This is a genomic window from Pseudomonas caricapapayae (assembly GCF_001400735.1).
GTDB lineage: Bacteria > Pseudomonadota > Gammaproteobacteria > Pseudomonadales > Pseudomonadaceae > Aquipseudomonas > Aquipseudomonas caricapapayae.
This window is the reverse complement of sequence record NZ_LJPW01000133.1, coordinates 13,338-32,970: the sequence shown is the minus strand read 5'-3', so window position 1 is coordinate 32,970 and position 19,633 is coordinate 13,338. Positions and strand designations below refer to the sequence as shown.

Below are 19,633 nucleotides of genomic sequence, written 5' to 3'. Positions count from 1 at the left end.
TGCCTGACGCGGCTTGCCTCGCTTCAGTAATCGGTTCAGCGTGTACCGATATTTTCCGGATTAATGCCTTAACAGAGAGCCCAGCATGCCCGTCTCGAATGCAACCTCCAACGCCCCGATTGCGCGCAAGGCCGACGGTTCCGATCCCTATGCCTGGCTGCAGAACCGCGATACCGATGAAGTGCTCGACTACCTCAAGGCCGAAAACGCCTGGCAAGAGCAGCAATTGGCGGAGCAGACCGAGCTGCGCGAACACCTGTTTCAGGAGATCAAAGGCCGTATTCTCGAAACCGACCTGTCCCTGCCCTCCCCTTGGGGGCCTTACCTTTATTACACGCGTACCACACAGGGCGACGAGTACGCCCGGCACTATCGCTGCCCGCGCCCGGCTGACGATTCCAACTCGGTGGATGAACGCCGTGAGGAATTGTTGCTGGACCCCAACGCAATGGCCGACGGCGGATTTTTCTCGCTGGGTGCGTTCAGCATCAGCCCCGACCACCAGCGCCTGGCCTACAGCCTGGACACCAGTGGCGACGAGGTGTACCAGCTTTATGTAAAGGAACTGAGCACCGGTCAGGTCAGCAGCCTGCCGTTCGAAAACTGCGATGGCAGCATGACCTGGGCCAACGACAGCCAGACTCTGTTTTTCGGTGAACTGGACGAAACCCATCGTCCGGCAAGGCTGCATCGCCACACCTTGGGCAGCTCATCGGCCGAGCAGGTGTTCGACGAACCGGACGGCCGATTCTTCCTGCACTGTTTCCGCAGCAGTTCCGAACGCCAACTGATCATTTTGCTCAACAGCAAAACCACCAGCGAAGCCTGGGTGCTTGATGCCGATCACCCCTTGCAGGACTTCACTTGCCTCGCACCGCGCGCCGAAGGTCATGAATACTATCCAGACCACGGGCTGCTCGATGGCGTCTGGACCTGGTTTATCCGCAGCAATCAGAGCGGCATCAACTTCGCGCTGTATCACGCAGCGGCACAAGCCAGTGGCGCGCCGGTACGCGAGGACTGGCAGACGTTGGTCGCGCACGACGACAAGGTCATGCTCGAAGGCATCAGTCTCAACGCCAAGGGCATCAGCCTTAGCCTGCGCGAAGGCGGCCTGCCGATCATCGAGGTGCGCCCGCAAGACCTGCCGGTTTATCGCGTGCAACTGCCTGATGCCGCCTACAGTCTGTACGTGCAAGACACGCTGGAGTTCGACAGCGACAGGATTCGCCTGCGTTATCAGTCGCTGAATCGTCCGGCGCAGGTGCGTCAGCTGGCATTGGCGAGCGGCGAGCAAGTGGTGCTCAAGGAAACGCCGGTGCTGGGCACCTTCGATGCCGACGCTTACGTCAGCCAGCGTTTGTGGGCCACCGCCAGCGATGGTACTCAGGTGCCGATCAGTCTGGTGGTCAAGCGTGAGCTGGCCGGCAAAGCGACGCCGTTGTATCTGTACGGCTACGGCGCTTACGGCGAAAGCCTTGATCCGTGGTTTTCCCACGCGCGTCTGAGCCTGCTCGAGCGTGGCGTGGCCTTTGCCATCGCTCATGTACGCGGCGGTGGCGAGCTGGGCGAGACCTGGTATCGCAACGGCAAGCAAGAGCACAAGCAGAACACCTTCGGCGATTTCATTGCCTGCGCAGAACACCTTGTCGCACAGGGCCTGACCAGCGCCGAACATCTGGTGATCAGCGGCGGCAGCGCCGGTGGCCTGCTGATCGGTGCGGTACTCAACCAGCGCCCCGAACTGTTCAAGGCAGCGATTGCCGAAGTGCCGTTCGTTGACGTGCTGAACACCATGCTCGACCCGGATCTGCCGCTGACCGTTACCGAATACGACGAATGGGGCAACCCGCAGGAACCCGAGGTCTACGAACGCATCAAGGCCTACGCGCCTTATGAAAATGTCACGGCTCAGGCTTATCCGTCCATGCTGGTCATCGCCGGTTACAACGACAGTCGTGTGCAGTATTGGGAAGCCGCCAAATGGGTCGCGAAATTGCGCGCCACCAAAACCGACGACAACCCGCTTCTGCTCAAGACCGAACTGGGCGCCGGACATGGCGGCATGAGTGGCCGCTATCAGGGGTTGCGTGACGTGGCGCTCGAGTATGCTTTTATCTTCAAGATATTGCAGATCGCCGAATGAACTTGGTGTGAAACACCTGTCTTACTAGGATCGAGGGGCACGGAGTGGCCCCTTTTGCATCAGGATCGAAAGACCGAACCATGTCAGAACCATTGTCCAACCTGAACAACGCCATACGCGACATGCTGCTGGATTGCGGCCTGTTCGACACCCTGCTGCCCGGCGATTTCGTGACTGTAGCCGGGTATTTCAGCATTACCGACATCGAAAAAGGCGAGACCATTTTTGCCGAAGGCGATGCCGGGACATTCATGTGCATCATTCATCAAGGCACCGTGTCCGTGCAGAAACTTGCCGCTGACGGTCAGCAGGTTGAAATCGCCGTTCTGCGTCGCGGACGCGCGTTCGGAGAGATGGCCGTGCTGGACGGCGAGCGCCGCTCGGCCAGTTGTATCGCAGCCACCCATTGCCAGTTATTGAACCTGGGCCGTGATTCGCTGGACAAGATGCTCGACGAAGCGCCGAAAATCGCTGCCAAGATCATCCGCGCTCTTGCCATTTCGCTGTCCAGGCGCCTGCGCATGGTCGACGGGCAATTATTGTCGCAGCAGGTGTGAGTTTGCCCATCTGGCGCTAAACTTGCCCACATTCCGCTTTCAATGCGCACACGCACAGGTGACACCATGAGCACGGCCAATCCTCCTTCCCATACTGCCAAGCTGGACCGCATTCTGGCCGACGCCCAGCGCGACCGTGAAATGGGTTACCGCGACAAGGCGCTGCGTATGTACCCGCACGTCTGCGGCCGCTGCGCTCGCGAATTCGCTGGCAAACGCCTCAGCGAACTGACCGTGCATCACCGCGACCACAACCATGACAACAACCCGCAGGACGGCTCCAACTGGGAGCTGCTGTGCCTGTACTGCCATGATAACGAGCACTCGCGCTACACCGACCAGCAATACTTCGCAGACGGCTCTCTCGGCAGTCCGAAAACCGCAAAGGCGACCCATAATCCATTCGCCGCGCTGGCAGGGTTGATGAAGAAAGACGAGTGACCCCGGCACCTTCGACAACGAACATCCTCCACTCCTACCCGCATTTCCCCTAGCCTGCGGCCAATCGACCGACCGGATATTTCGCCATGCCCACCCGAACCTCAAGACGAACCTTTGTAAAAGGGCTTGCCGCCAGTGGCCTCCTCGGCGGTCTGGGGCTGTGGCGCAGTCCGGCGTGGGCGGTTCCGAATCCGGGGCAGCCGGCCGGGCTGTCCGGCACCGAGTTCGATCTGTTTATCGGCGAAACCCAGGTCAACATCACCGGTAACGCCAAAACCGCGATGACGATCAACGGTGGCATTCCAGGCCCGCTGTTACGTTGGCGCGAAGGCGATACCGTGACCTTGCGGGTAAAAAATCGCCTCGACGAGGCTACGTCCATTCATTGGCACGGCATCATCCTGCCCGCCAACATGGACGGTGTGCCAGGGTTGAGCTTCGACGGTATCGCGCCCGATGGCATGTACGTCTATCGCTTCAAGGTCAGACAGAACGGCACCTACTGGTATCACAGCCATTCGGGCTTTCAGGAGCAGTCAGGTGTATACGGGCCGCTGATAATCGACGCCAGAGAGCCGGAACCGTTCACCTACGACCGCGAACACGTGGTCATGCTTACCGACTGGACCGACGAAGACCCGGTCCGCCTGATGAAAAAGCTGAAGAAACAGTCGGATTACTACAACAATAACAAGCGCACCGTCGGCGACTTCATCAACGACGTCAGTGAAAAAGGCTGGAGCGAGACCACAGCGGATCGCAGTATGTGGGCGCAGATGAGGATGAACCCGACCGATCTGGCGGATGTCAGCGGCGCAACCTACACCTACCTGATGAACGGCCAGGCCCCGGACATGAACTGGACCGGCCTGTTCATACCCGGTGAGCGCATTCGACTGCGCTTGATCAACGGCTCGGCGATGACGTATTTCGACGTGCGTATTCCGGGCCTGAAGATGACCGTGGTCGCCAGCGATGGCCTGCACGTCAAGCCAGTGACGGTCGATGAGTTACGTATCGCGGTGGCAGAAACCTACGACGTGATTGTCGAGCCCGACGAAGGTGCCTACACACTGTTTGCTCAATCAATGGACCGAACCGGTTACGCTCGCGGCACCCTGGCCAGCAGGCCCGGCTTGCAGGCCGTCGTTCCACCGCTCGATCCACGCCCGTTGCTGAGCATGGACGATATCGGCATGGCGGGCATGGACCACGGCAGCATGGACCACAGCGCAACACCGTCGATGGACGACATGCCGGGCATGGATCACAGCAAGATGGGCCACGACTCGATGCCCGGCATGGACCACAGCAAGATGCCGGCGAAAGAGACACCCGCCATGCAGTCACACCCGGACAGCGAACGGGGTAATCCGCTGGTCGACATGCAAGCCATGAGCACCTCGCCAAAACTCAACGATCCGGGCATCGGCCTCAGGGACAATGGGCGCAGGGTACTGACCTACGCTGACCTGCGCAGCACCTTCGAAGACCCGGATGGCCGCGAGCCAGGCCGCACCCTCGAACTGCACCTGACCGGTCACATGGAAAAATTCGCCTGGTCGTTCGATGGCGTGAAGTTCTCGGACGCCAAACCCCTCCTGCTCAAGTACGGCGAACGGGTTCGGGTGGTGCTGGTCAACGATACGATGATGACCCACCCGATTCATCTGCATGGCATGTGGAGCGACCTCGAAGACGAAAATGGACAGTTCATGGTGCGCAAACACACCATCGACATGCCACCAGGATCACGCCGCAGCTATCGCGTTACTGCCGATGCGCTGGGTCGGTGGGCTTATCACTGTCACATGCTGTACCACATGGAAATGGGCATGTTCCGCGAAGTGCGGGTGGAAGAATGAGGACTCTGATGGTGAGCAGAACGTTGAATTCACCCCGCCTGTCGATGCTGTTGCTGACCGCCGGGCTGGCCGTCACACCGTGGACCCCGGCGTTGGCGGCGGAGATGATGGAAGGCATGGATCATGGCAGCCATTCGATGCACATGGATGCCAGCGACAGCGAGGATACGCCCTCGACACAGACTGCGCCCGCCCGGAGCCGAACCCCTATCCCGCCCGTCACCGATGCCGACCGGGCGGCGGTGTATACCAGCCACGCAGGCCATCAGGTCCATGACAGCGCCATCAACAGTTATTTTCTGGCCGACAAGCTGGAATGGCAGAACGCCAACGACGGCAGTGCGCTGGCCTGGGACCTGTCCGGCTGGATTGGCGGCGACGTAGACCGCCTGCTGCTGCGCTCCGAAGGCGAGCGAACCAACGGCAAGACAGAGGAAGCGGAAATCCAGGCACTGTGGGGCCACGCGATCAGCCCGTGGTGGGACGTTGTCGCCGGCGCGCGCCAGGACTTCAAGCCCGGCGCGCCGCAGACCTGGGCAGCCTTTGGCCTGCAAGGTCAGGCGATTTCGAACCTTGATGTCGAAGCAACCGCCTTTATTGGTGAAGCCGGACAGACGGCCGCCCGCCTTGAAGCCGACTATGACTTTCTGCTGACCAACAACCTGATACTGCAGCCCACCGCAGAGCTTGACTTCTATGGCAAGAACGACCCGCAACGCGGCAACGGTTCGGGCCTGTCGACCAGCGAGTTCGGCCTCAGGCTGCGCTACGAGATCACGCCGCAATTCGCCCCTTATGTCGGGGTGAGCTGGGACCGCTCGTACGGCAAGACCGCCGATTACGCGCGTGAGGACGACGAAGACACCCAGGACGCGCGACTGGTGGTCGGCGTGCGCATGTGGTTCTGAACACAGTCGATAGCATTGCTCTGAGGCTGCCGTATAATCCCCGGTTTTCTTCAGAGCACCCTCCCCGTGGCCAACAAACGGTACGCCTGCATCGGTCTTTACAACCCCAAGTCCCCGGAAAACGTCGGCTCCGTCATGCGCGCGGCTGGCTGTTACGGTGTGGCGTCGGTGTTCTATACCGGTAAACGCTATGAACGCGCCCGGGACTTCATCACCGACACCAAGAAAATCCATCAGGACATTCCGCTGATCGGCATCGAAGACCTCAAGAGCATTCTCCCACTGGGCTGCATTCCGGTTGCCGTCGAACTCGTGGACGGTGCCCGTGCCTTGCCTGAGTACACCCATCCTGACCGCGCGTTGTATATCTTCGGTCCGGAAGACGGCTCACTGGATCAGGAAATCCGCGACTGGTGCGAAGACGTGGTCTACATCCCGACCGAGGGCTGCATGAACCTGGCGGCCACCGTCAACGTGGTGCTCTATGACCGTATGGCCAAAGGCATCAACACTCGTTCAGGTCCTCAGTTCGGCCGCGAGAAAATCGATCCGGCCAGCGACCGCTGACGGAAAAGCATTGAACCTGTGTCGCAGGCGGGTAGTCAGTTTCTCTGAACCGACCTACTACCTCATGGAGAGCCATCATGCGCGACACCCCGATCATCGAACGCATCGACACACCTGAACTGCTTCAGCGCAACCCGGATCAGAACGTCCAGGGCTGGGAGCGTATCGGCTCGCTGGCTGGCGGCGTGCTGCTGATGGGCAAAGGCGTCCGTCGTGGCGGTCTGCTGGGCCTGATTCAACTGGCCATTGGCGGCGCAGCGCTGGCCCGCGGCATCAGCGGTCACTGTTCGGCGAAAAGTCTGGTGGAAAAAGGCCGTAGCGACCTGCACAGCGCACGCTCGACCATCGAACGTGCTGGTGCGGAACTGAACAACCTCAAAGACGACGCTGAAAATGCCGTGAAGCAGGCAGCCGTCAAAGGTGTAGAAGCCCTGACCGAGCCAAAGCCGGTCGTCTAAGCGTTCAGCCTGCGCGAAAGATCAGGTAATCCTCCCAGTCGTCCTCGGCAACATTGTTCTCACTGAGCATGCGGCCGGACTGGGAGATACGTTCGTGATGCACAGCCGTGCGATCACCACACACCAGATGGTGCCAAAGCGGCAAATCCTTGCCCTCGCTGACCAGACGATAGCCGCAAGTCGGCGGCAGCCACTTGAATTCATCTGCCTGACCCGGTGTCAGCTGAATACAATCGGGCACCGAGGCACGACGGTTCGGATAGTCGGAACACTGACAGGTCTTCAGGTCCAGCAGCTTGCAGGCAATCCGCGTGTAATAGACGCTGTTGTCTTCCTCGTCCTCAAGCTTTTGCAGGCAGCATAAACCGCACCCATCGCACAACGACTCCCACTCCTCGGTGTCGAGCTGATCGAGGGTCTTGCGAATCCAGAAGGGTTCAACTTTAGCGGCCATGGTTCGGACAACGGTATCGACAATGAAAAGGCCGCCAGTCTAGAGGCACAACGGGTGCGGGCCAAGCACTTGCGACTGCCGGTAGCCAAGGGCTTGTCAGCGAAAGGGCAAAACAGTAGCTTTGACGGGTTTTCAGCGCGTTCAAGCGATGCCTGCCGACCACGGCCCATCAAGCCACGCTCGTTTTCCACCTTCGCTATAAAGGACTTTCATGAGCACAAACCCTCGCATCGCCGATCATCCTATCGACCCGCAATTCACCGAACGCTGGTCGCCACGCGCCTTCAGCGGCGAAAGCATCGAGCAGGAAACCCTGTTGAGCTTTTTCGAAGCTGCGCGCTGGGCGCCGTCGGCCTACAACTCCCAGCCCTGGCGGTTTCTGTATGCACGTCGTGATACGCCGAACTGGGAGCGTTATCTGGGCCTGTTGAACGAGTTCAATCGCAACTGGGCGCAACATGCTGCGGCACTGGTGATCGTTATCTCCAAGACCACCTTCGTCGCTCCCGGCGCAACTGAAGAAAGTCCCGCTCTGTGGCACACCTTCGACACCGGCTCGGCCTGGGGCTATATGGCGCTGCAGGCCAGCCTGAGCGGCTGGTACACGCACGGCATGGCCGGTTTCGATCAGGATCTGACCCGCAAGGAACTGAATATTCCAGAGGGCTACGCGGTGCACGCAGCCATTGCGGTTGGCAAGTTGGGCGACAAGTCGACATTGCCGGAATACCTGCAAGGCCGCGAAGTACCAAGCCCGCGCAAGCCGTTGGCAGAACTGGCGGCTGAAGGGGATTTTTCCCTGTAACCGACCGTTTGCTCCAGGCAAAACCTGCGAGCCGACGCCTGAAACGTCGGCTCGTTTGCAAGCACATCAGTAACCCCGCGAAAAATCGACCTCTCCGCGCAGCGCCTGTCCCGCCTGAAAAGCTTTCAGGTTATGGACGAAAAGCTCGGTCATGGCTACCGGCGATGTCGGGGCCGAACTGTGGCCGGTCAACAGCAGGCCGTACGCGGTCCAGAAAGGATGGCGCTGCGGCAGCGGCTCCTGGCGGCAGACATCGATGACCGCACCCGCCAGATGCCCTTCTTTCAAGGCTTCGACCAGATCCGCGTCCACGACCGCCACCCCACGCCCGACATTGATGAACAGCGCAGTGGGCTTGAAGCTGGCGAACAGCTTTGCGTTGTACAGGTCGTGCGTCTCTGGCGTGTTGGGCAGCAGGTTGATGACGTAGTCCATCTCGCCCAGCAGACGCGTCATGTCTGACAACGCTGTTACCTCGATAAACGGCTTCTGGAGACGCGCACTGGAGGCCACGCCATAGACCTGCACACCGAACGGCAAAAGGAACTCGGCAACCCGCTGGCCGATATCACCGGCACCCACGATCAACACCTTGCGACCCGACAGGCTCTGGCCGGTGCGATTGTCCCACTTGCGCTCGACCTGACTCATCAAACGCGCCAGTACCTCACGCTCGTGACCGAGCATGTAGGTCAAAACGAATTCGGCCATGACCTGGCCGAAAATGCCTACCGCACGCGTCAGCCGATATTCCCGCGACAGCGTGTCGGCCAGCAGTGGTGTGATGCCCGCCCAGGTGGATTGCAACCACTGAGGCTTGTGCCCTTGACGCAGCAGGTTGGCCATCAGGTCCGGCTGTCCCAGCCAGACCGGACAATCGCTGGCCATACGCGACAGCTCGGCAGAGTCGCCGGTGCTGAAGACTTCCAGATCAGGCGCAGCCTTGCGCAACAGTTGGGTGTAAACGTGGTAATCGTGCTCGGCAATCAGAACGCGCATGTTTCAAAAACCTTAAAAACAGGACAGGCAACCCACGGCGATGTGGGCCGCTTTACAACGTGAGCAGCTATTACACGGGATCGTTGCGGCGCAGCAGCTCTTCGGGCAAATGCTCGATGTAATCGTCTTCGGCCGGAGGCATCTGCAAGTGATAACCCTGGCTGTCGAGGTTCTCCAGCACCACGTTGATATCTTCGCGCGACAGCGCGCGCTCGGGGCTGAGGACCAGATCGAATGCATGAACCGGCTTGCCAAACGCCATCAGCAGTTCAGGCGGTACGCGCTTGAGAACGTCACTCTTTAAGACATAAAGGTACATCTCGTTTCTTTTCGGGCTGCGGTAGATCGAGCAGATACGTTTCAAGACGCTTCTCCGGGGGCAGCCAGGCTGTCCAGCAGCGCCTGGCCCATCAACTCGCGGCGCCAGCCACGCAACGAGTCGGGCAATTGGTAAGGACCGTCGGGGTAGCCGCTCTTGAGCAGGGCTTCAAGGGTCTTTTTGCGCAGCATCAATTCTGGTGCCATCTGCAACTGTTCGGCGTATTGCTGACCGATTGCACGCAGACGCTTGATCGACCCGGCTGCATCAATGGGCAAAGGTTCGGGCAGTGCAGGCGGCCACTCTTCTGGAGGGAGCGCGCTTGCAGTCTTGATCAACTCAAGCAGAAACTCGCCGTCATGACGGACCGTGCGCGGGTGCATGTCTTCGATCCGCGCCAGCGCACCGAGGTTGTCTGGCTGGGTTTTGGCCAATGGCCACAGCGAATGCTCACGCACGATACGGTTGCGCGGCAGGTTGCGCGCGCGCGCCTCACGCTCACGCCAGGCACACAGCTCGCGCAGTACGGCCAACTGAGCACGCGACAGTTTCCAGGCCAGCTTTGCATCGCGATAGACCTCGTAAGGGTCAACTTCGCGGCGCAGGTTGGCAACCAGTTCAGCACCGTCGTCCAGCAACCAGGCGTATTTGTCATCGGACAAACGTGGACGCAGGAGGGTGAACAACTCGGCCAGGTGCACAGCGTCTTCGGCAGCGTAGCTGATCTGCGTGTCCGACAGCGGGCGTTGCAGCCAGTCGGACCGGGTTTCGCCCTTGGGCAGGTCGATGTCGAGGACCTCCTGCACCAGACGTGAATACCCCATGGAAAAACCGAGGTTCAGGTAAGCAGCTGCCAATTGGGTATCAAACAGCGGCACCGGCAGGCTGCCGGTCAGGCGCAGCAAGACTTCAAGGTCTTCACTGCACGCATGCACCACTTTGATGACGTCGGGGTTTTCGAGCAACGCGGACAATGGCTGCCAGTCGTTGATCAGTAACGGATCAATCAACCAGGCGCTTTGCCCGTCGCCGATCTGCAGCAACGCAGCTATCGGATAAAAAGTGTCGACCCGCATGAACTCGGTGTCGAGTGCGACAAAAGGCAGCGACTGCCATTGTGCGCAATGCCGGGCGAGGCTGTCGTCGTCGCGAATCCAGTGAATATCGATGGCCACACGGCTCTCCCTTCAACAATGGCGCGCAGTATATATCGTGATGGGAGATTATCGCGCGTCTGTCGTCCGGGTCTGGCGCATCTTCACGCAAATGAGCTTCAGGAGGGACCGTTGTCTGGCACAAGCAGTGCCGATGATCGCCCCTCGCCGCGGCGAGGGAACGGTCACGAACACGCTGCGCACCTCAGTGTTTGTCGGCTGCCGACAACTCAGTCCGGCATCCGGCAAACATATCCAGGCTGGGGTCATAGACCTGAGTGTCGACTTTCAAAAGGCCAAGCATGGAGTGAAAAAGATTGTCTTGGCTCAACGGTGCGTTGCGCTGTCTGGCCAGGCAATCCGGCGTGACCGCAAAAGACTTCTGATAGGTATCGGACAACCAGATAAGCATCGGTACATGCTTTTGCTGATCAGGGGCCAACACATACGGTGTACCGTGCAAGAACAAGTTGTACTCGCCGAGCGATTCGCCATGGTCCGACAAGTAGATCATGGCCGTATCCACCTTGTTTTGATTCGTGCGCAACAGATCAATAAGGCTAGACAGCACATGATCGGTATACAGCAGTGTGTTGTCGTACGCATTGACAATGCTGTCCCGGCTGCAATTGTTCAACGCATTGCTTTTACACACCGGCGTAAACTTTTCAAACGCTTCAGGGTAACGCTTGAAGTATTCAGGGCCGTGACTGCCCATCTGGTGCAGGACCAGAACCGTATCCTTGTCGAGGCTGTCGATAAAACCCTGCAGGTTCTGCAACAGTATTTCGTCCCGGCATTCATGATTGTTGCACAGCAACGGGTCCTTGAGATTACTCACATCCTGAAAGGCCACTCGATCACAGGTTCCTTTGCAGCCCGCCTGGTTATCACGCCACACCACTTCTATACCGGCGCGGTTCAGGACATCCAGTAAACCTTCCTGATTACGGGCCTTGGTTGCGTTGTAATTCTTGCGCCCCATGTTGGAAAACATGCACGGCACCGACACTGCCGTTTCGGTGCCGCAGGAATACACATCGGTAAACGCCACCAGCCCGCTCTCCTTGTTCAGGTTGGGCGTGGTGTTGCGGCCATAGCCGAGGATCCCGAAGTTCTCGGCCCGGGCACTTTCGCCCACCACCAGCACGGTCAACGACTTGCGGGCGTGTGCAGCCCAGTCAGGCGAACGCTTGGCGTCCTCGCCAATCTTCACGAACGGGCGCCGTGCGGACATCACCTGCTCGCTCAGGTAGCCGATCGAAGCACCGATGTAATTGCTTGGCACCACCATCAGGCGCAATTCGTGATGGTTGCGAAACAATGAGGACAAGCCTTGATAATTTGCCAGCGCAACGCCGCCTATTGCCACGCAACAGACCACACCCACCACCAGTTTGCTGAGCAGTTCCAGGTGCCAGCGACGGTAACTGATTGGCAGCTTCCACAGGATCAGCGAAGGCAGTACGCCCAACAGAACAATGTACAACGCCAGCTTCAAAGACAGCAGACCCTGCACTTCCGTCACGTTGGTTTCGGCGAAGTTCCGGAACATGCCTGCGTCAATCATGACACCGTACTCGGTCATGAAATACACCACACCGGCGCTGATCATAAACAAGGTGATCACCACAGGTTTAAACACATGACGGAATGCCAACAAGGTCAAAAAAATATTGAATACGCAGAAAATCATCAACCCAAAGGCAAAGCGCATGGCCAGGCCTTTCGCATCCGGACTGGTAATCGCGAAGAGGTGCTGCCAAAGATTTATATTGAAACCCAGTAACAGAAAGGCACTGGCAAGTACGGTAACAACCTCTGGACGAACAGTTCTGGGTGTCGGCATCGTGGTCTGCTTATCGAATTAATATGCATCGGGCATTCAGGAGCCAGGTCACTCCCCGATGGAGCGCACTGTAAGAAGCGCGTCATCAATTTTATGTGAAAACGGTGAGAGGATTGGGTTGAATGAAGCTTATTTCACTGTCAAGAAATCCATTCGTATCACTACTCCATTGCCCACCATCAATACGCCTTCTCCGGCCATCAACATGTCTCCGCAAGCAGGCTTGCGGAGACGTTATCCTTTCAAACTCGCTCGATCAGACCGAGCGACGGCGATAGGCACGATAGCCCGGCAGCCAGAAATTACGCTCGATGGCTTCAAGCAGCGCCTCTTCTGAGGTTTCCAGCGCCAGCCCCTCAGCCTGAGCCTCTTTGGCAACCGCCAACGCGATTTTACGGCTCACCTGCTGAATCTCCTTGAGCGGCGGCAAGACCGCATCGCCCTTCCCTGTGACCATAGGAGAACACTCGGCCAGTGCATTTGACGCCGCCATCAGCATCCGGTCGGTAATGCGCGATGCCTTGCAGGCCACCACACCAAGGCCGATGCCCGGAAAAATATAAGAGTTGTTGCATTGGGCTATGTGCACGGTGCGACCGTTGATCTCTACCGGCGCGAATGGGCTACCGGTGGCCACCAGCGCATTGCCGTCCGTCCAGCGCAGGATTTCTTCCGGAGTCGCTTCTACCTTGGAGGTCGGGTTGGACAGCGGCATCACCAACGGCTTGGCGCAGTGCTTGTGCAGTTCGCGAATCACCTGCTCGGTAAACAGACCACGCTGCCCGGACACGCCAATCAATACGGTGGCACCGGCCTGTTTAACCACATCGAGCAACTGCGGAAAGGCTTCTGTACCGGCTGTCCAGCCCGCCACATCGGCAGTCTTTTGCGCCAGTCGCTTCTGGAAATCGAGCAGATTATCCATGCCCTCGGTCAACAAGCCGAAACGATCAACCATAAAGATACGTTTACGCGCCTCACTTTCGCTCAGGCCTTCGATACGCATTGCTGCGATGATGTGCTCGGCGATCCCGCAACCCGCCGAACCGGCTCCGACAAACACCACCTTCTGCTGGCCAAGGGTTTCATTCTTGGCCTTGCAGGCCGCCAGCAACGTGCCCACGGCAACCGAAGCAGTGCCCTGAATGTCATCGTTGAAGCAGCACAGCTCATCCCGATACTTTTCAAGCAGCGGCATCGCGTTGGACTGGGCGAAGTCTTCGAACTGCAACAACACGTCCGGCCAGCGACGCTGTACGGCGTCAATGAACAAGGCGATAAAGTCCTCGTATTCCTTGCCCGATACCCGCTCGTGACGCCACCCCATGTACATCGGGTCATCCAGCAGTTCGCGGTTGTTGGTGCCGACATCCAGCACAATCGGCAGCGTATACGCCGGGCTGATCCCGCCACAGGCGGTGTACAGCGACAACTTTCCAATAGGGATGCCCATCCCGCCGATGCCTTGATCGCCCAGTCCGAGAATTCGCTCGCTGTCGGTCACGACAATGATCTTGATCCGGTCCTTGGTGGCACTGCGCAGGATGTCATCAATGCGGTCGCGCTCAGGGTAGGAAATGAACAGGCCACGATGCGTGCGGTAGATCTTGGAGAACTCCTGGCACGCCTGGCCCACCGTCGGGGTGTAGATAATCGGCAGCATCTCGTCCAGGTGGGAGTCGAGCAGGCGGAAAAACAGGGTTTCGTTGTTGTCTTGAATCGAGCGCAGGTAAATATGCTTGTCCAGATCACTCGCGCACTGTTTGTACTGGCTGTAGACCCGGGTGACTTGCTCTTCGATCGTCTCTACGTTCTGCGGCAGGAGCCCGATCAGATTGAATTCGACCCGCTCTTGCGGGGTGAAGGCACTGCCTTTGTTCAGCAGGGGCATTTCCAGCAGTGAGGGTCCTGCGTAGGAAATGTACAAAGGTCGCGAAGTTTTGGTCATTTTCTCTAATCGCCTTTTTTCGTCTACTCATTGATTCTTTACGTCGACCGGGGCGGGCAGCCTGGCTCTTTTCTTGTTGTCTGTTCTTGTCGCCAGTTCTCTATCAGGCCATGCCGAAAACCATTCGGCGTTTAAGGTCAGGGCGAACATATTACTCGCCTGAGGGTCCATTGCGACATTTTGTCGCGCAAAGAATGGCTAAGTGACGCTATTGCAGGCGCAGCTCTCCACACCCAGCGAAAGCATGTCGCACGCTGGATGCATCAAAAGACCGGATGAAAAAGCCCCGACGGACGCCGGGGCCTGAACAGCTCAGGACGCGCTTGATTTTTCAGCGATGAGCCCGATGGTAAAACCATCGACCGCCGAGATCCGGCCTCGCCACAGCACACCTGCCTCACAGATCGGGTTGCCATCAGTGGAGTAGGTTCGGCAATCCTTCAAGTGAATGAAATGGAAAGCAGGCGTATCTTCAGACGACTCCCCAGGCTTGAAGGAAAGAATCATTTCTTTCATGGTCGCGTCAGTACCATTGGCAAACGAACTGAAGGGTGCCGAAATATCATCCGCCAGCTGCTCGAAATACGCATCGTGAGAAATCAGATGCCCGGAAACCAGATTCCCGCCCACAGACAGCGTCACGCCCATCTCCACCTTGGTATTCGCGACAAACTTGACCAGCCATTGCAGCAACCAGTCGATCTGCTTGCCCTGCCACTTGAACTGGGCAATCACGTCATCATGGCTCTGGCTGGGAGAAGGTTGCGCCTTTTGTACCTGATCTACGTCCGACATCTGATAGCTCCTCGCCTCACAAAACGTTGAACCCAAGGTATAGATCAGAAAGGGCGAAAGGGAAACCGGGAGGGGTGAATAGTTTGGGGATGGGTTGGTGGAGTCCACGCCGCGCTGACGTCGTTCAGCCGCTCGGGGTAGCCACATCCCTGCGTAAAATCGCCGAACTGAACAGAATAAAATCACCCAAGTGTTGGGTAATGATCGCCACAGTGATTGGCAACTGCAGCGCTTGATACTCGTGAACCGCAATATTTCTGAAGCCGACCATATTCTTCATGACCGGCAGCAGTGACGGAGCGAGCCACCCTCCGCGATGAAGCAGCTCAAAGACATCTCGCGCGCTCTGTGGCACTCCCAGCCCCTCACGCCTTATCAGATGCTGCCCCATATCAAGAGCGGCCTCGCAGGCGCGCTGGATATTGAGAATTGCAGCATCCTGACGAGTGAAATCGAATTCAAAGGTCGCAGGGTCTTTTTCGAACTCCTCTCGCACCCTTGCCACACAGCGCTCAATGGAAGCGGCCTTGTTAATGAGCACATCATCGACCATGAACGACTCCTTTTTTCTGTATATCTTCGAGCAAACCTGCCCTCGCGCAGTCAAGTGAGGTCTTTTCGCTGAGCACAAACGCCTCGAAGATTCCCGCAGCCTCATTCTTACACCAGAGACGACGGCCTTTGGTGATGATCTGATATTGCATCACGGTCGAGGCGGTGCGCAGATCGATCAAGTCCACAGGCAAATCAGCGATGTCTGCGATTTCCCCCGCCAAACGCCACAGCGCTACAGGATCGAGAATGCCTTGCACAAGTACGGCCAGATCCAGGTCGCTTTCGGAGTTGGCATGACCGGTCGCTTGGCTGCCGAACAGGTAGACAGCCAACAGGTCAGGCAATCGGGATTGCAGGTGTGTGAGCAAGCTGTGGGTGTTCATACGCAACGTCTCAAATATTGCCGAGACAGACCCTAACAGAAGCAGGGGTCGGATTCTCGCTCAGGATTTGCGAAAACCAGTCTACAACCCAAAAAACGTATCCACGCCACGAGCCCCACCTGGCAAAAAATGAGGACTGGGGTTAGCGAGGCATCTCTGGCGAGCAGCTCCACGGCAGCAGAGCTCTGCGCGCCCACTGTTCGAGCTGCGAGCCTGGGATGTTGATACCTGTTAGTAGAATGCAAGGTGTTATGCGGCATTTAGGGATTCTCTGAACAAGTTGCCCATCAGCCGGAAATGGACGACTTGAGGATGCTGAAAGACCCGATTTTCAGCCGCTGATTGTTGGATAACCTCAGCCTCACGCACTTCCACAAATCTCGCGCTTGACGTATCCCCTTCGAGTTCAGCAGCCGAGCGTTGGGCTTCTGCTTTAGTGTCAAAGGTTGCGGATAATGTCGGATATCCTTTGAGTCGTATTTGGGCCCGCCAGGCGTCGCCACGCTTTTCGTAATAGGCCACAAACGGAATCATAACCGGCGGTACGGGGGAATAACATCCTCCCCCATTCCCCTAAAATTTCCCCAAACGAAAAAACCCCGAGCGCTATTAACGCTCGGGGCCTTATGTATGGCGGAGAGATAGGGATTCGAACCCTAGGTACCGGTGAAGGTACAACGGATTTCGAATCCGTCCCATTCGGCCACTCTGGCATCTCTCCAACGGCGCGCATCATAACAGTATCGGCGCAGAAGGCGAAGCCCTTCTGCTGATTTTTTTCGTGCTATCAAGCGCTTGCGTGTTTTTTCGGGTTACAGCGGTACGCCCAGACGGTTTGCGACTTCTTCGTACGCTTCGATGACGTCGCCCAGACCCTGGCGGAAGCGGTCCTTGTCCATTTTCTTGCGGGTGTCCTTGTCCCAGAGGCGGCAGCCGTCCGGGCTGAATTCGTCACCCAGGACAATTTCGCCGTGGAACACGCCGAACTCGAGTTTAAAGTCGACCAGCAGCAGGCCGGCGTCGTCGAACAGTTTGGTCAGCACGTCGTTGACCTTGATCGACAGCTCTTTCATGCGAACCAGTTGCTCGGCAGTGCCCCAGCCGAACGCCACAACGTGGGATTCGTTGATGAACGGGTCGCCTTTGGCGTCATCCTTGAGGAACAGCTCGAAGGTGTACGGATTGAGCCTGGTGCCCTCTTCGATGCCCAGACGTTTGACCAGGCTGCCGGCAGCGTAGTTACGCACGACGCACTCGACCGGGATCATGTCCAGTTTCTTGACCAGGCACTCGTTGTCGCCCAGTAGCTTGTCGAATTGGGTTGGAATGCCCGCTTCTTCGAGCTTTTGCATGATGAAGGCGTTGAACTTGTTGTTCACCATGCCTTTACGGTCCAGCTGTTCGATGCGCTTGCCGTCGAACGCCGACGTGTCGTTGCGGAACAGCAGGATCAAGCGGTCAGCGTCGTCGGTCTTGTAAACCGACTTGGCTTTGCCGCGGTAGAGTTCTTCACGTTTTTCCATGATGGGCTCCGCTTGCTAAGTAGTTGGGCTAGGCGATATGTCGCCAGTCGAGCCCTGAATCTTGATCGGCCAGTTGCAGCCAGTCCGGGTCGCACCCAAGGGTGTCGACAAAACATTGCCGGGCCAGATGCGGCAGGTTGTTCTTGCTGCTGAGATGCGCCAGCACCAGGTGCTGAAGGTCCTGCCATCCCAGCTCGCTCACCAGGCTGGCGGCCTGATGATTGTTCAAATGACCGGTTTCACAGCCAACGCGCTGCTTGAGAAAGACCGGATACTGGCCTCGAGCAAGCATGTCGCGACAGTGATTGGCCTCGATCATCAAGGCATCCAGGCCTTGATAACGCTGCAATACGTTGGCGCAGTAAGACCCAAGGTCGGTCAGCAGGCCGAAGCGGCGCTTGCCGTCATTGAAGACGAACTGCGTCGGTTCGAGTGCGTCATGAGCGACCGACACCACATCGATATCCAGCGCGCCGACCTGCAAGCGCTCCCCGCCTGCCAGCAACCCGGCAACTTCAACCGGTTTGCGCATCCCGCGCAGCGTACCGCTGCTGAGGTAGACCGGTACATTGTAGCGCCGCGACAGCAACCCTACGCCATGCACATGGTCAGCGTGTTCGTGGGTGACCAGAATAGCGCTGAGCTGGCTTGCCGAGACGCCCAGACGTGCCAGGCGTCGCTCGGTTTCCCGCAGGGAGAAACCGCAATCGACCAGTACGTACGTTTCGTTACTTGCGACCAGCGTGCCGTTGCCACGACTGCCGCTGCCGAGAACCGCGAAACGCACTTAACCCAGGTTGTCTTGAATAACGCTCAACACCCGACGCGCGATATCCGCAGGCGCTACAGTGTTGATGTTCTTCTCGACGGTCACTTGAACGTTGTCACCGACCTTGCTCAGGCGGACCTGATAGCGCTCGGCACGGGCATCGATCTCTTCCTTGCTCGACTTGCTGCCGAACATGCGACCGAAGAAGCCAGGTTCGTTTTCAGGCGTTTTGGCCTTCTCGGCCAGGTTGATGTAGTACAGACCCAGGCTGCGGTTGATGTCCTCGACGCGCCAGTCACCCTGATCCAGCGCACGGCCGACACTCGACCATGCACGGTCCAGATCGGCACCGAGGTTCAATACCGGGTTGCCACTGCCATCTTCACTGAGGGCTACCCGGCTCGGGGTGTCATAGTCACGCGCAGCCAGCAGGGAAATCGAACCACCCTTTTCAGCGTTGCGGCCCATGCTGGCCAGCAGATCGTCGGTCAGCGCGGCATCAAGCCCCAGGTTGGTGGTGCGGGTAGGGAAAGCTACATCGGCCGTGCTGCCGGCCGGACGCTCGACGCTGACCACATAGACTTCGCTGGTATTGCGCTGCACGCCCGGCTCGATACGAACCCGCACGCGGGTTTCGGAGTCGGCCGACACGCCAGCGGCGCTCAGACGCTTGGCAACCGAAGCGGACAGCTCATCAAGGCGCTGCCACGAAGAGCTGAATTCGCCAGTCTGCGGGCGCTCTTCAGCAATACGGAAACCGTTGTCTTCAAAATATTGATGCGCCACCGGCCAGACTTCGGCTGGCTGACGCTGAGCCAGAATCCAGCGCGCATCGCCACTTTTCTGCAGGCTGAAATCGCTGGACTCGGACGTCGTGCCCAACGGCAGAGGACGAGGAACGGTGTATTCGCCTTCTTTCTGGGTGCTGTCGGCCACATTGCGCGGGATAGGCAGCAGCGGGTCCAGACGCTTGACGCCGGACACATCGGCAGGCACCTGCATGGGTGGGGTCTGGGTCGCCTGGAGGTAATCGCTGCCGCGATCACGGAAGTAACCATCTTCGCCCCAGAGCCAACCGCAACCGCTGGTGCTGGAGATGATAAGAGCAAGTGCGGAAAGTCCGGCCAATCGCTTCATT

The 19,633-nt window shown here is 58.2% G+C and carries 21 protein-coding genes and 1 tRNA gene; 8 read left to right on the top strand and 14 right to left on the bottom strand.

Annotation, left to right across the window (positions count from 1 at the left end):
* Nucleotides 1–85: 85 nt before the first annotated feature.
* The 7 genes from ALO80_RS18410 (at nt 86) to ALO80_RS18380 (ending at nt 6,942) form a co-directional block, all read left to right on the top strand.
* A complete protein-coding gene (locus ALO80_RS18410) occupies nt 86–2,146 on the top strand; it encodes a S9 family peptidase (RefSeq protein WP_055010033.1) in 2,061 nt (686 codons plus the stop codon).
* 80 nt (nt 2,147–2,226) lie between these two features.
* Nucleotides 2,227–2,703, top strand: a complete 477-nt coding sequence (locus ALO80_RS18405) for a cyclic nucleotide-binding domain-containing protein (RefSeq protein ID WP_055005495.1) — start codon at nt 2,227–2,229, stop codon at nt 2,701–2,703.
* Nucleotides 2,704–2,769: 66 nt separating this feature from the next.
* Complete coding sequence (locus ALO80_RS18400; protein WP_003317410.1) at nt 2,770–3,144, top strand: YajD family HNH nuclease; 375 nt, start codon at nt 2,770–2,772, stop codon at nt 3,142–3,144.
* Between the two features lie 86 nt (nt 3,145–3,230).
* Nucleotides 3,231–5,009, top strand: coding sequence for a copper resistance system multicopper oxidase (locus ALO80_RS18395; protein ID WP_055010032.1), 1,779 nt, complete (start codon nt 3,231–3,233; stop codon nt 5,007–5,009).
* Between the two features lie 8 nt (nt 5,010–5,017).
* On the top strand, nt 5,018–5,917 hold the full coding sequence (locus ALO80_RS18390; RefSeq protein WP_375232964.1) for a copper resistance protein B: 900 nt from the start codon (nt 5,018–5,020) through the stop codon (nt 5,915–5,917).
* A 66-nt stretch (nt 5,918–5,983) separates the two neighbouring features.
* A complete protein-coding gene (locus ALO80_RS18385; RefSeq protein WP_003317406.1) occupies nt 5,984–6,484 on the top strand; it encodes an RNA methyltransferase in 501 nt (166 codons plus the stop codon).
* A 77-nt stretch (nt 6,485–6,561) separates the two neighbouring features.
* Complete coding sequence (locus ALO80_RS18380) at nt 6,562–6,942, top strand: YgaP family membrane protein (protein WP_054987955.1); 381 nt, start codon at nt 6,562–6,564, stop codon at nt 6,940–6,942.
* 4 nt (nt 6,943–6,946) lie between these two features.
* Here the strand turns inward: ALO80_RS18380 and ALO80_RS18375 are convergent, their stop codons facing one another.
* Nucleotides 6,947–7,396 (bottom strand): YcgN family cysteine cluster protein, encoded by a 450-nt coding sequence (locus ALO80_RS18375; protein WP_054987956.1) that lies wholly within the window; start codon nt 7,394–7,396, stop codon nt 6,947–6,949.
* A 211-nt stretch (nt 7,397–7,607) separates the two neighbouring features.
* Between ALO80_RS18375 and ALO80_RS18370 the strand changes: the two genes are divergently transcribed.
* Nucleotides 7,608–8,201: a nitroreductase family protein gene (locus ALO80_RS18370; RefSeq protein ID WP_055010031.1), complete on the top strand. Its 594-nt coding sequence runs from the start codon at nt 7,608–7,610 to the stop codon at nt 8,199–8,201.
* A 66-nt stretch (nt 8,202–8,267) separates the two neighbouring features.
* On the opposite strand, the gene ALO80_RS18365 is transcribed toward ALO80_RS18370, so the two are convergent.
* The 13 genes from ALO80_RS18365 to bamC form a co-directional block, all read right to left on the bottom strand.
* On the bottom strand, nt 8,268–9,200 hold the full coding sequence (locus ALO80_RS18365) for a D-2-hydroxyacid dehydrogenase (RefSeq protein WP_055010030.1): 933 nt from the start codon (nt 9,198–9,200) through the stop codon (nt 8,268–8,270).
* Between the two features lie 70 nt (nt 9,201–9,270).
* Nucleotides 9,271–9,564 (bottom strand): YcgL domain-containing protein, encoded by a 294-nt coding sequence (locus ALO80_RS18360; RefSeq protein WP_055010029.1) that lies wholly within the window; start codon nt 9,562–9,564, stop codon nt 9,271–9,273.
* Nucleotides 9,561–10,694 carry a ribonuclease D gene (gene rnd / locus ALO80_RS18355; RefSeq protein WP_054987960.1) on the bottom strand — a complete coding sequence of 378 codons (1,134 nt, stop codon included), beginning with the start codon at nt 10,692–10,694 and terminating at the stop codon, nt 9,561–9,563. Before rnd ends, ALO80_RS18360 begins: the two co-directional genes overlap by 4 nt.
* Nucleotides 10,695–10,878: 184 nt before the next feature.
* Nucleotides 10,879–12,522: a phosphoethanolamine transferase gene (locus tag ALO80_RS18350; RefSeq protein ID WP_055010028.1), complete on the bottom strand. Its 1,644-nt coding sequence runs from the start codon at nt 12,520–12,522 to the stop codon at nt 10,879–10,881.
* Between the two features lie 256 nt (nt 12,523–12,778).
* Nucleotides 12,779–14,470, bottom strand: coding sequence for an NAD-dependent malic enzyme (locus ALO80_RS18345; protein ID WP_055010027.1), 1,692 nt, complete (start codon nt 14,468–14,470; stop codon nt 12,779–12,781).
* Nucleotides 14,471–14,782: 312 nt separating this feature from the next.
* Nucleotides 14,783–15,265, bottom strand: coding sequence for a gas vesicle accessory protein GvpU (gvpU, locus tag ALO80_RS18340; protein ID WP_055005501.1), 483 nt, complete (start codon nt 15,263–15,265; stop codon nt 14,783–14,785).
* Between the two features lie 124 nt (nt 15,266–15,389).
* Nucleotides 15,390–15,818: a type VII toxin-antitoxin system HepT family RNase toxin gene (hepT, locus tag ALO80_RS18335; RefSeq protein ID WP_055005502.1), complete on the bottom strand. Its 429-nt coding sequence runs from the start codon at nt 15,816–15,818 to the stop codon at nt 15,390–15,392.
* Nucleotides 15,808–16,203, bottom strand: a complete 396-nt coding sequence (gene mntA, locus ALO80_RS18330; RefSeq protein ID WP_055005503.1) for a type VII toxin-antitoxin system MntA family adenylyltransferase antitoxin — start codon at nt 16,201–16,203, stop codon at nt 15,808–15,810. The genes hepT and mntA overlap by 11 nt, the downstream gene beginning before the upstream one ends.
* Nucleotides 16,204–16,452: 249 nt before the next feature.
* Nucleotides 16,453–16,725, bottom strand: a complete 273-nt coding sequence (locus ALO80_RS32600) for a hypothetical protein (RefSeq protein ID WP_223813454.1) — start codon at nt 16,723–16,725, stop codon at nt 16,453–16,455.
* 109 nt (nt 16,726–16,834) lie between these two features.
* Nucleotides 16,835–16,924: transfer RNA gene (locus tag ALO80_RS18320), tRNA-Ser, on the bottom strand.
* Between the two features lie 91 nt (nt 16,925–17,015).
* The gene (purC, locus tag ALO80_RS18315) at nt 17,016–17,726 is read right to left on the bottom strand and encodes a phosphoribosylaminoimidazolesuccinocarboxamide synthase (RefSeq protein WP_003430849.1); all 711 of its coding nucleotides are present in this window, start codon (nt 17,724–17,726) and stop codon (nt 17,016–17,018) included.
* 28 nt (nt 17,727–17,754) lie between these two features.
* Nucleotides 17,755–18,513: an MBL fold metallo-hydrolase gene (locus ALO80_RS18310; protein ID WP_055010025.1), complete on the bottom strand. Its 759-nt coding sequence runs from the start codon at nt 18,511–18,513 to the stop codon at nt 17,755–17,757.
* Nucleotides 18,514–19,632 (bottom strand): outer membrane protein assembly factor BamC, encoded by a 1,119-nt coding sequence (gene bamC / locus ALO80_RS18305; RefSeq protein WP_054985001.1) that lies wholly within the window; start codon nt 19,630–19,632, stop codon nt 18,514–18,516. It lies immediately after the preceding gene.
* Between the last annotated feature and the right edge of the window lies 1 nt (nt 19,633).

What these genes read in the sequence shown, in the direction of transcription:
- ALO80_RS18410 (WP_055010033.1), top strand. Translation starts at nt 86, where the DNA reads ATGCCCGTCTCGAATGCAACCTCCAACGCCCCGATTGCGCGCAAGGCC.
- ALO80_RS18405 (WP_055005495.1), top strand. Translation starts at nt 2,227, where the DNA reads ATGTCAGAACCATTGTCCAACCTGAACAACGCCATACGCGACATGCTG.
- ALO80_RS18400 (WP_003317410.1), top strand. Translation starts at nt 2,770, where the DNA reads ATGAGCACGGCCAATCCTCCTTCCCATACTGCCAAGCTGGACCGCATT.
- ALO80_RS18395 (WP_055010032.1), top strand. Translation starts at nt 3,231, where the DNA reads ATGCCCACCCGAACCTCAAGACGAACCTTTGTAAAAGGGCTTGCCGCC.
- ALO80_RS18390 (WP_375232964.1), top strand. Translation starts at nt 5,018, where the DNA reads ATGGTGAGCAGAACGTTGAATTCACCCCGCCTGTCGATGCTGTTGCTG.
- ALO80_RS18380 (WP_054987955.1), top strand. Translation starts at nt 6,562, where the DNA reads ATGCGCGACACCCCGATCATCGAACGCATCGACACACCTGAACTGCTT.
- ALO80_RS18375 (WP_054987956.1), bottom strand. Translation starts at nt 7,396, where the DNA reads ATGGCCGCTAAAGTTGAACCCTTCTGGATTCGCAAGACCCTCGATCAG.
- ALO80_RS18370 (WP_055010031.1), top strand. Translation starts at nt 7,608, where the DNA reads ATGAGCACAAACCCTCGCATCGCCGATCATCCTATCGACCCGCAATTC.
- ALO80_RS18365 (WP_055010030.1), bottom strand. Translation starts at nt 9,200, where the DNA reads ATGCGCGTTCTGATTGCCGAGCACGATTACCACGTTTACACCCAACTG.
- ALO80_RS18350 (WP_055010028.1), bottom strand. Translation starts at nt 12,522, where the DNA reads ATGCCGACACCCAGAACTGTTCGTCCAGAGGTTGTTACCGTACTTGCC.
- ALO80_RS18345 (WP_055010027.1), bottom strand. Translation starts at nt 14,470, where the DNA reads ATGACCAAAACTTCGCGACCTTTGTACATTTCCTACGCAGGACCCTCA.
- gvpU (WP_055005501.1), bottom strand. Translation starts at nt 15,265, where the DNA reads ATGTCGGACGTAGATCAGGTACAAAAGGCGCAACCTTCTCCCAGCCAG.
- hepT (WP_055005502.1), bottom strand. Translation starts at nt 15,818, where the DNA reads ATGGTCGATGATGTGCTCATTAACAAGGCCGCTTCCATTGAGCGCTGT.
- mntA (WP_055005503.1), bottom strand. Translation starts at nt 16,203, where the DNA reads ATGAACACCCACAGCTTGCTCACACACCTGCAATCCCGATTGCCTGAC.
- purC (WP_003430849.1), bottom strand. Translation starts at nt 17,726, where the DNA reads ATGGAAAAACGTGAAGAACTCTACCGCGGCAAAGCCAAGTCGGTTTAC.
- bamC (WP_054985001.1), bottom strand. Translation starts at nt 19,632, where the DNA reads ATGAAGCGATTGGCCGGACTTTCCGCACTTGCTCTTATCATCTCCAGC.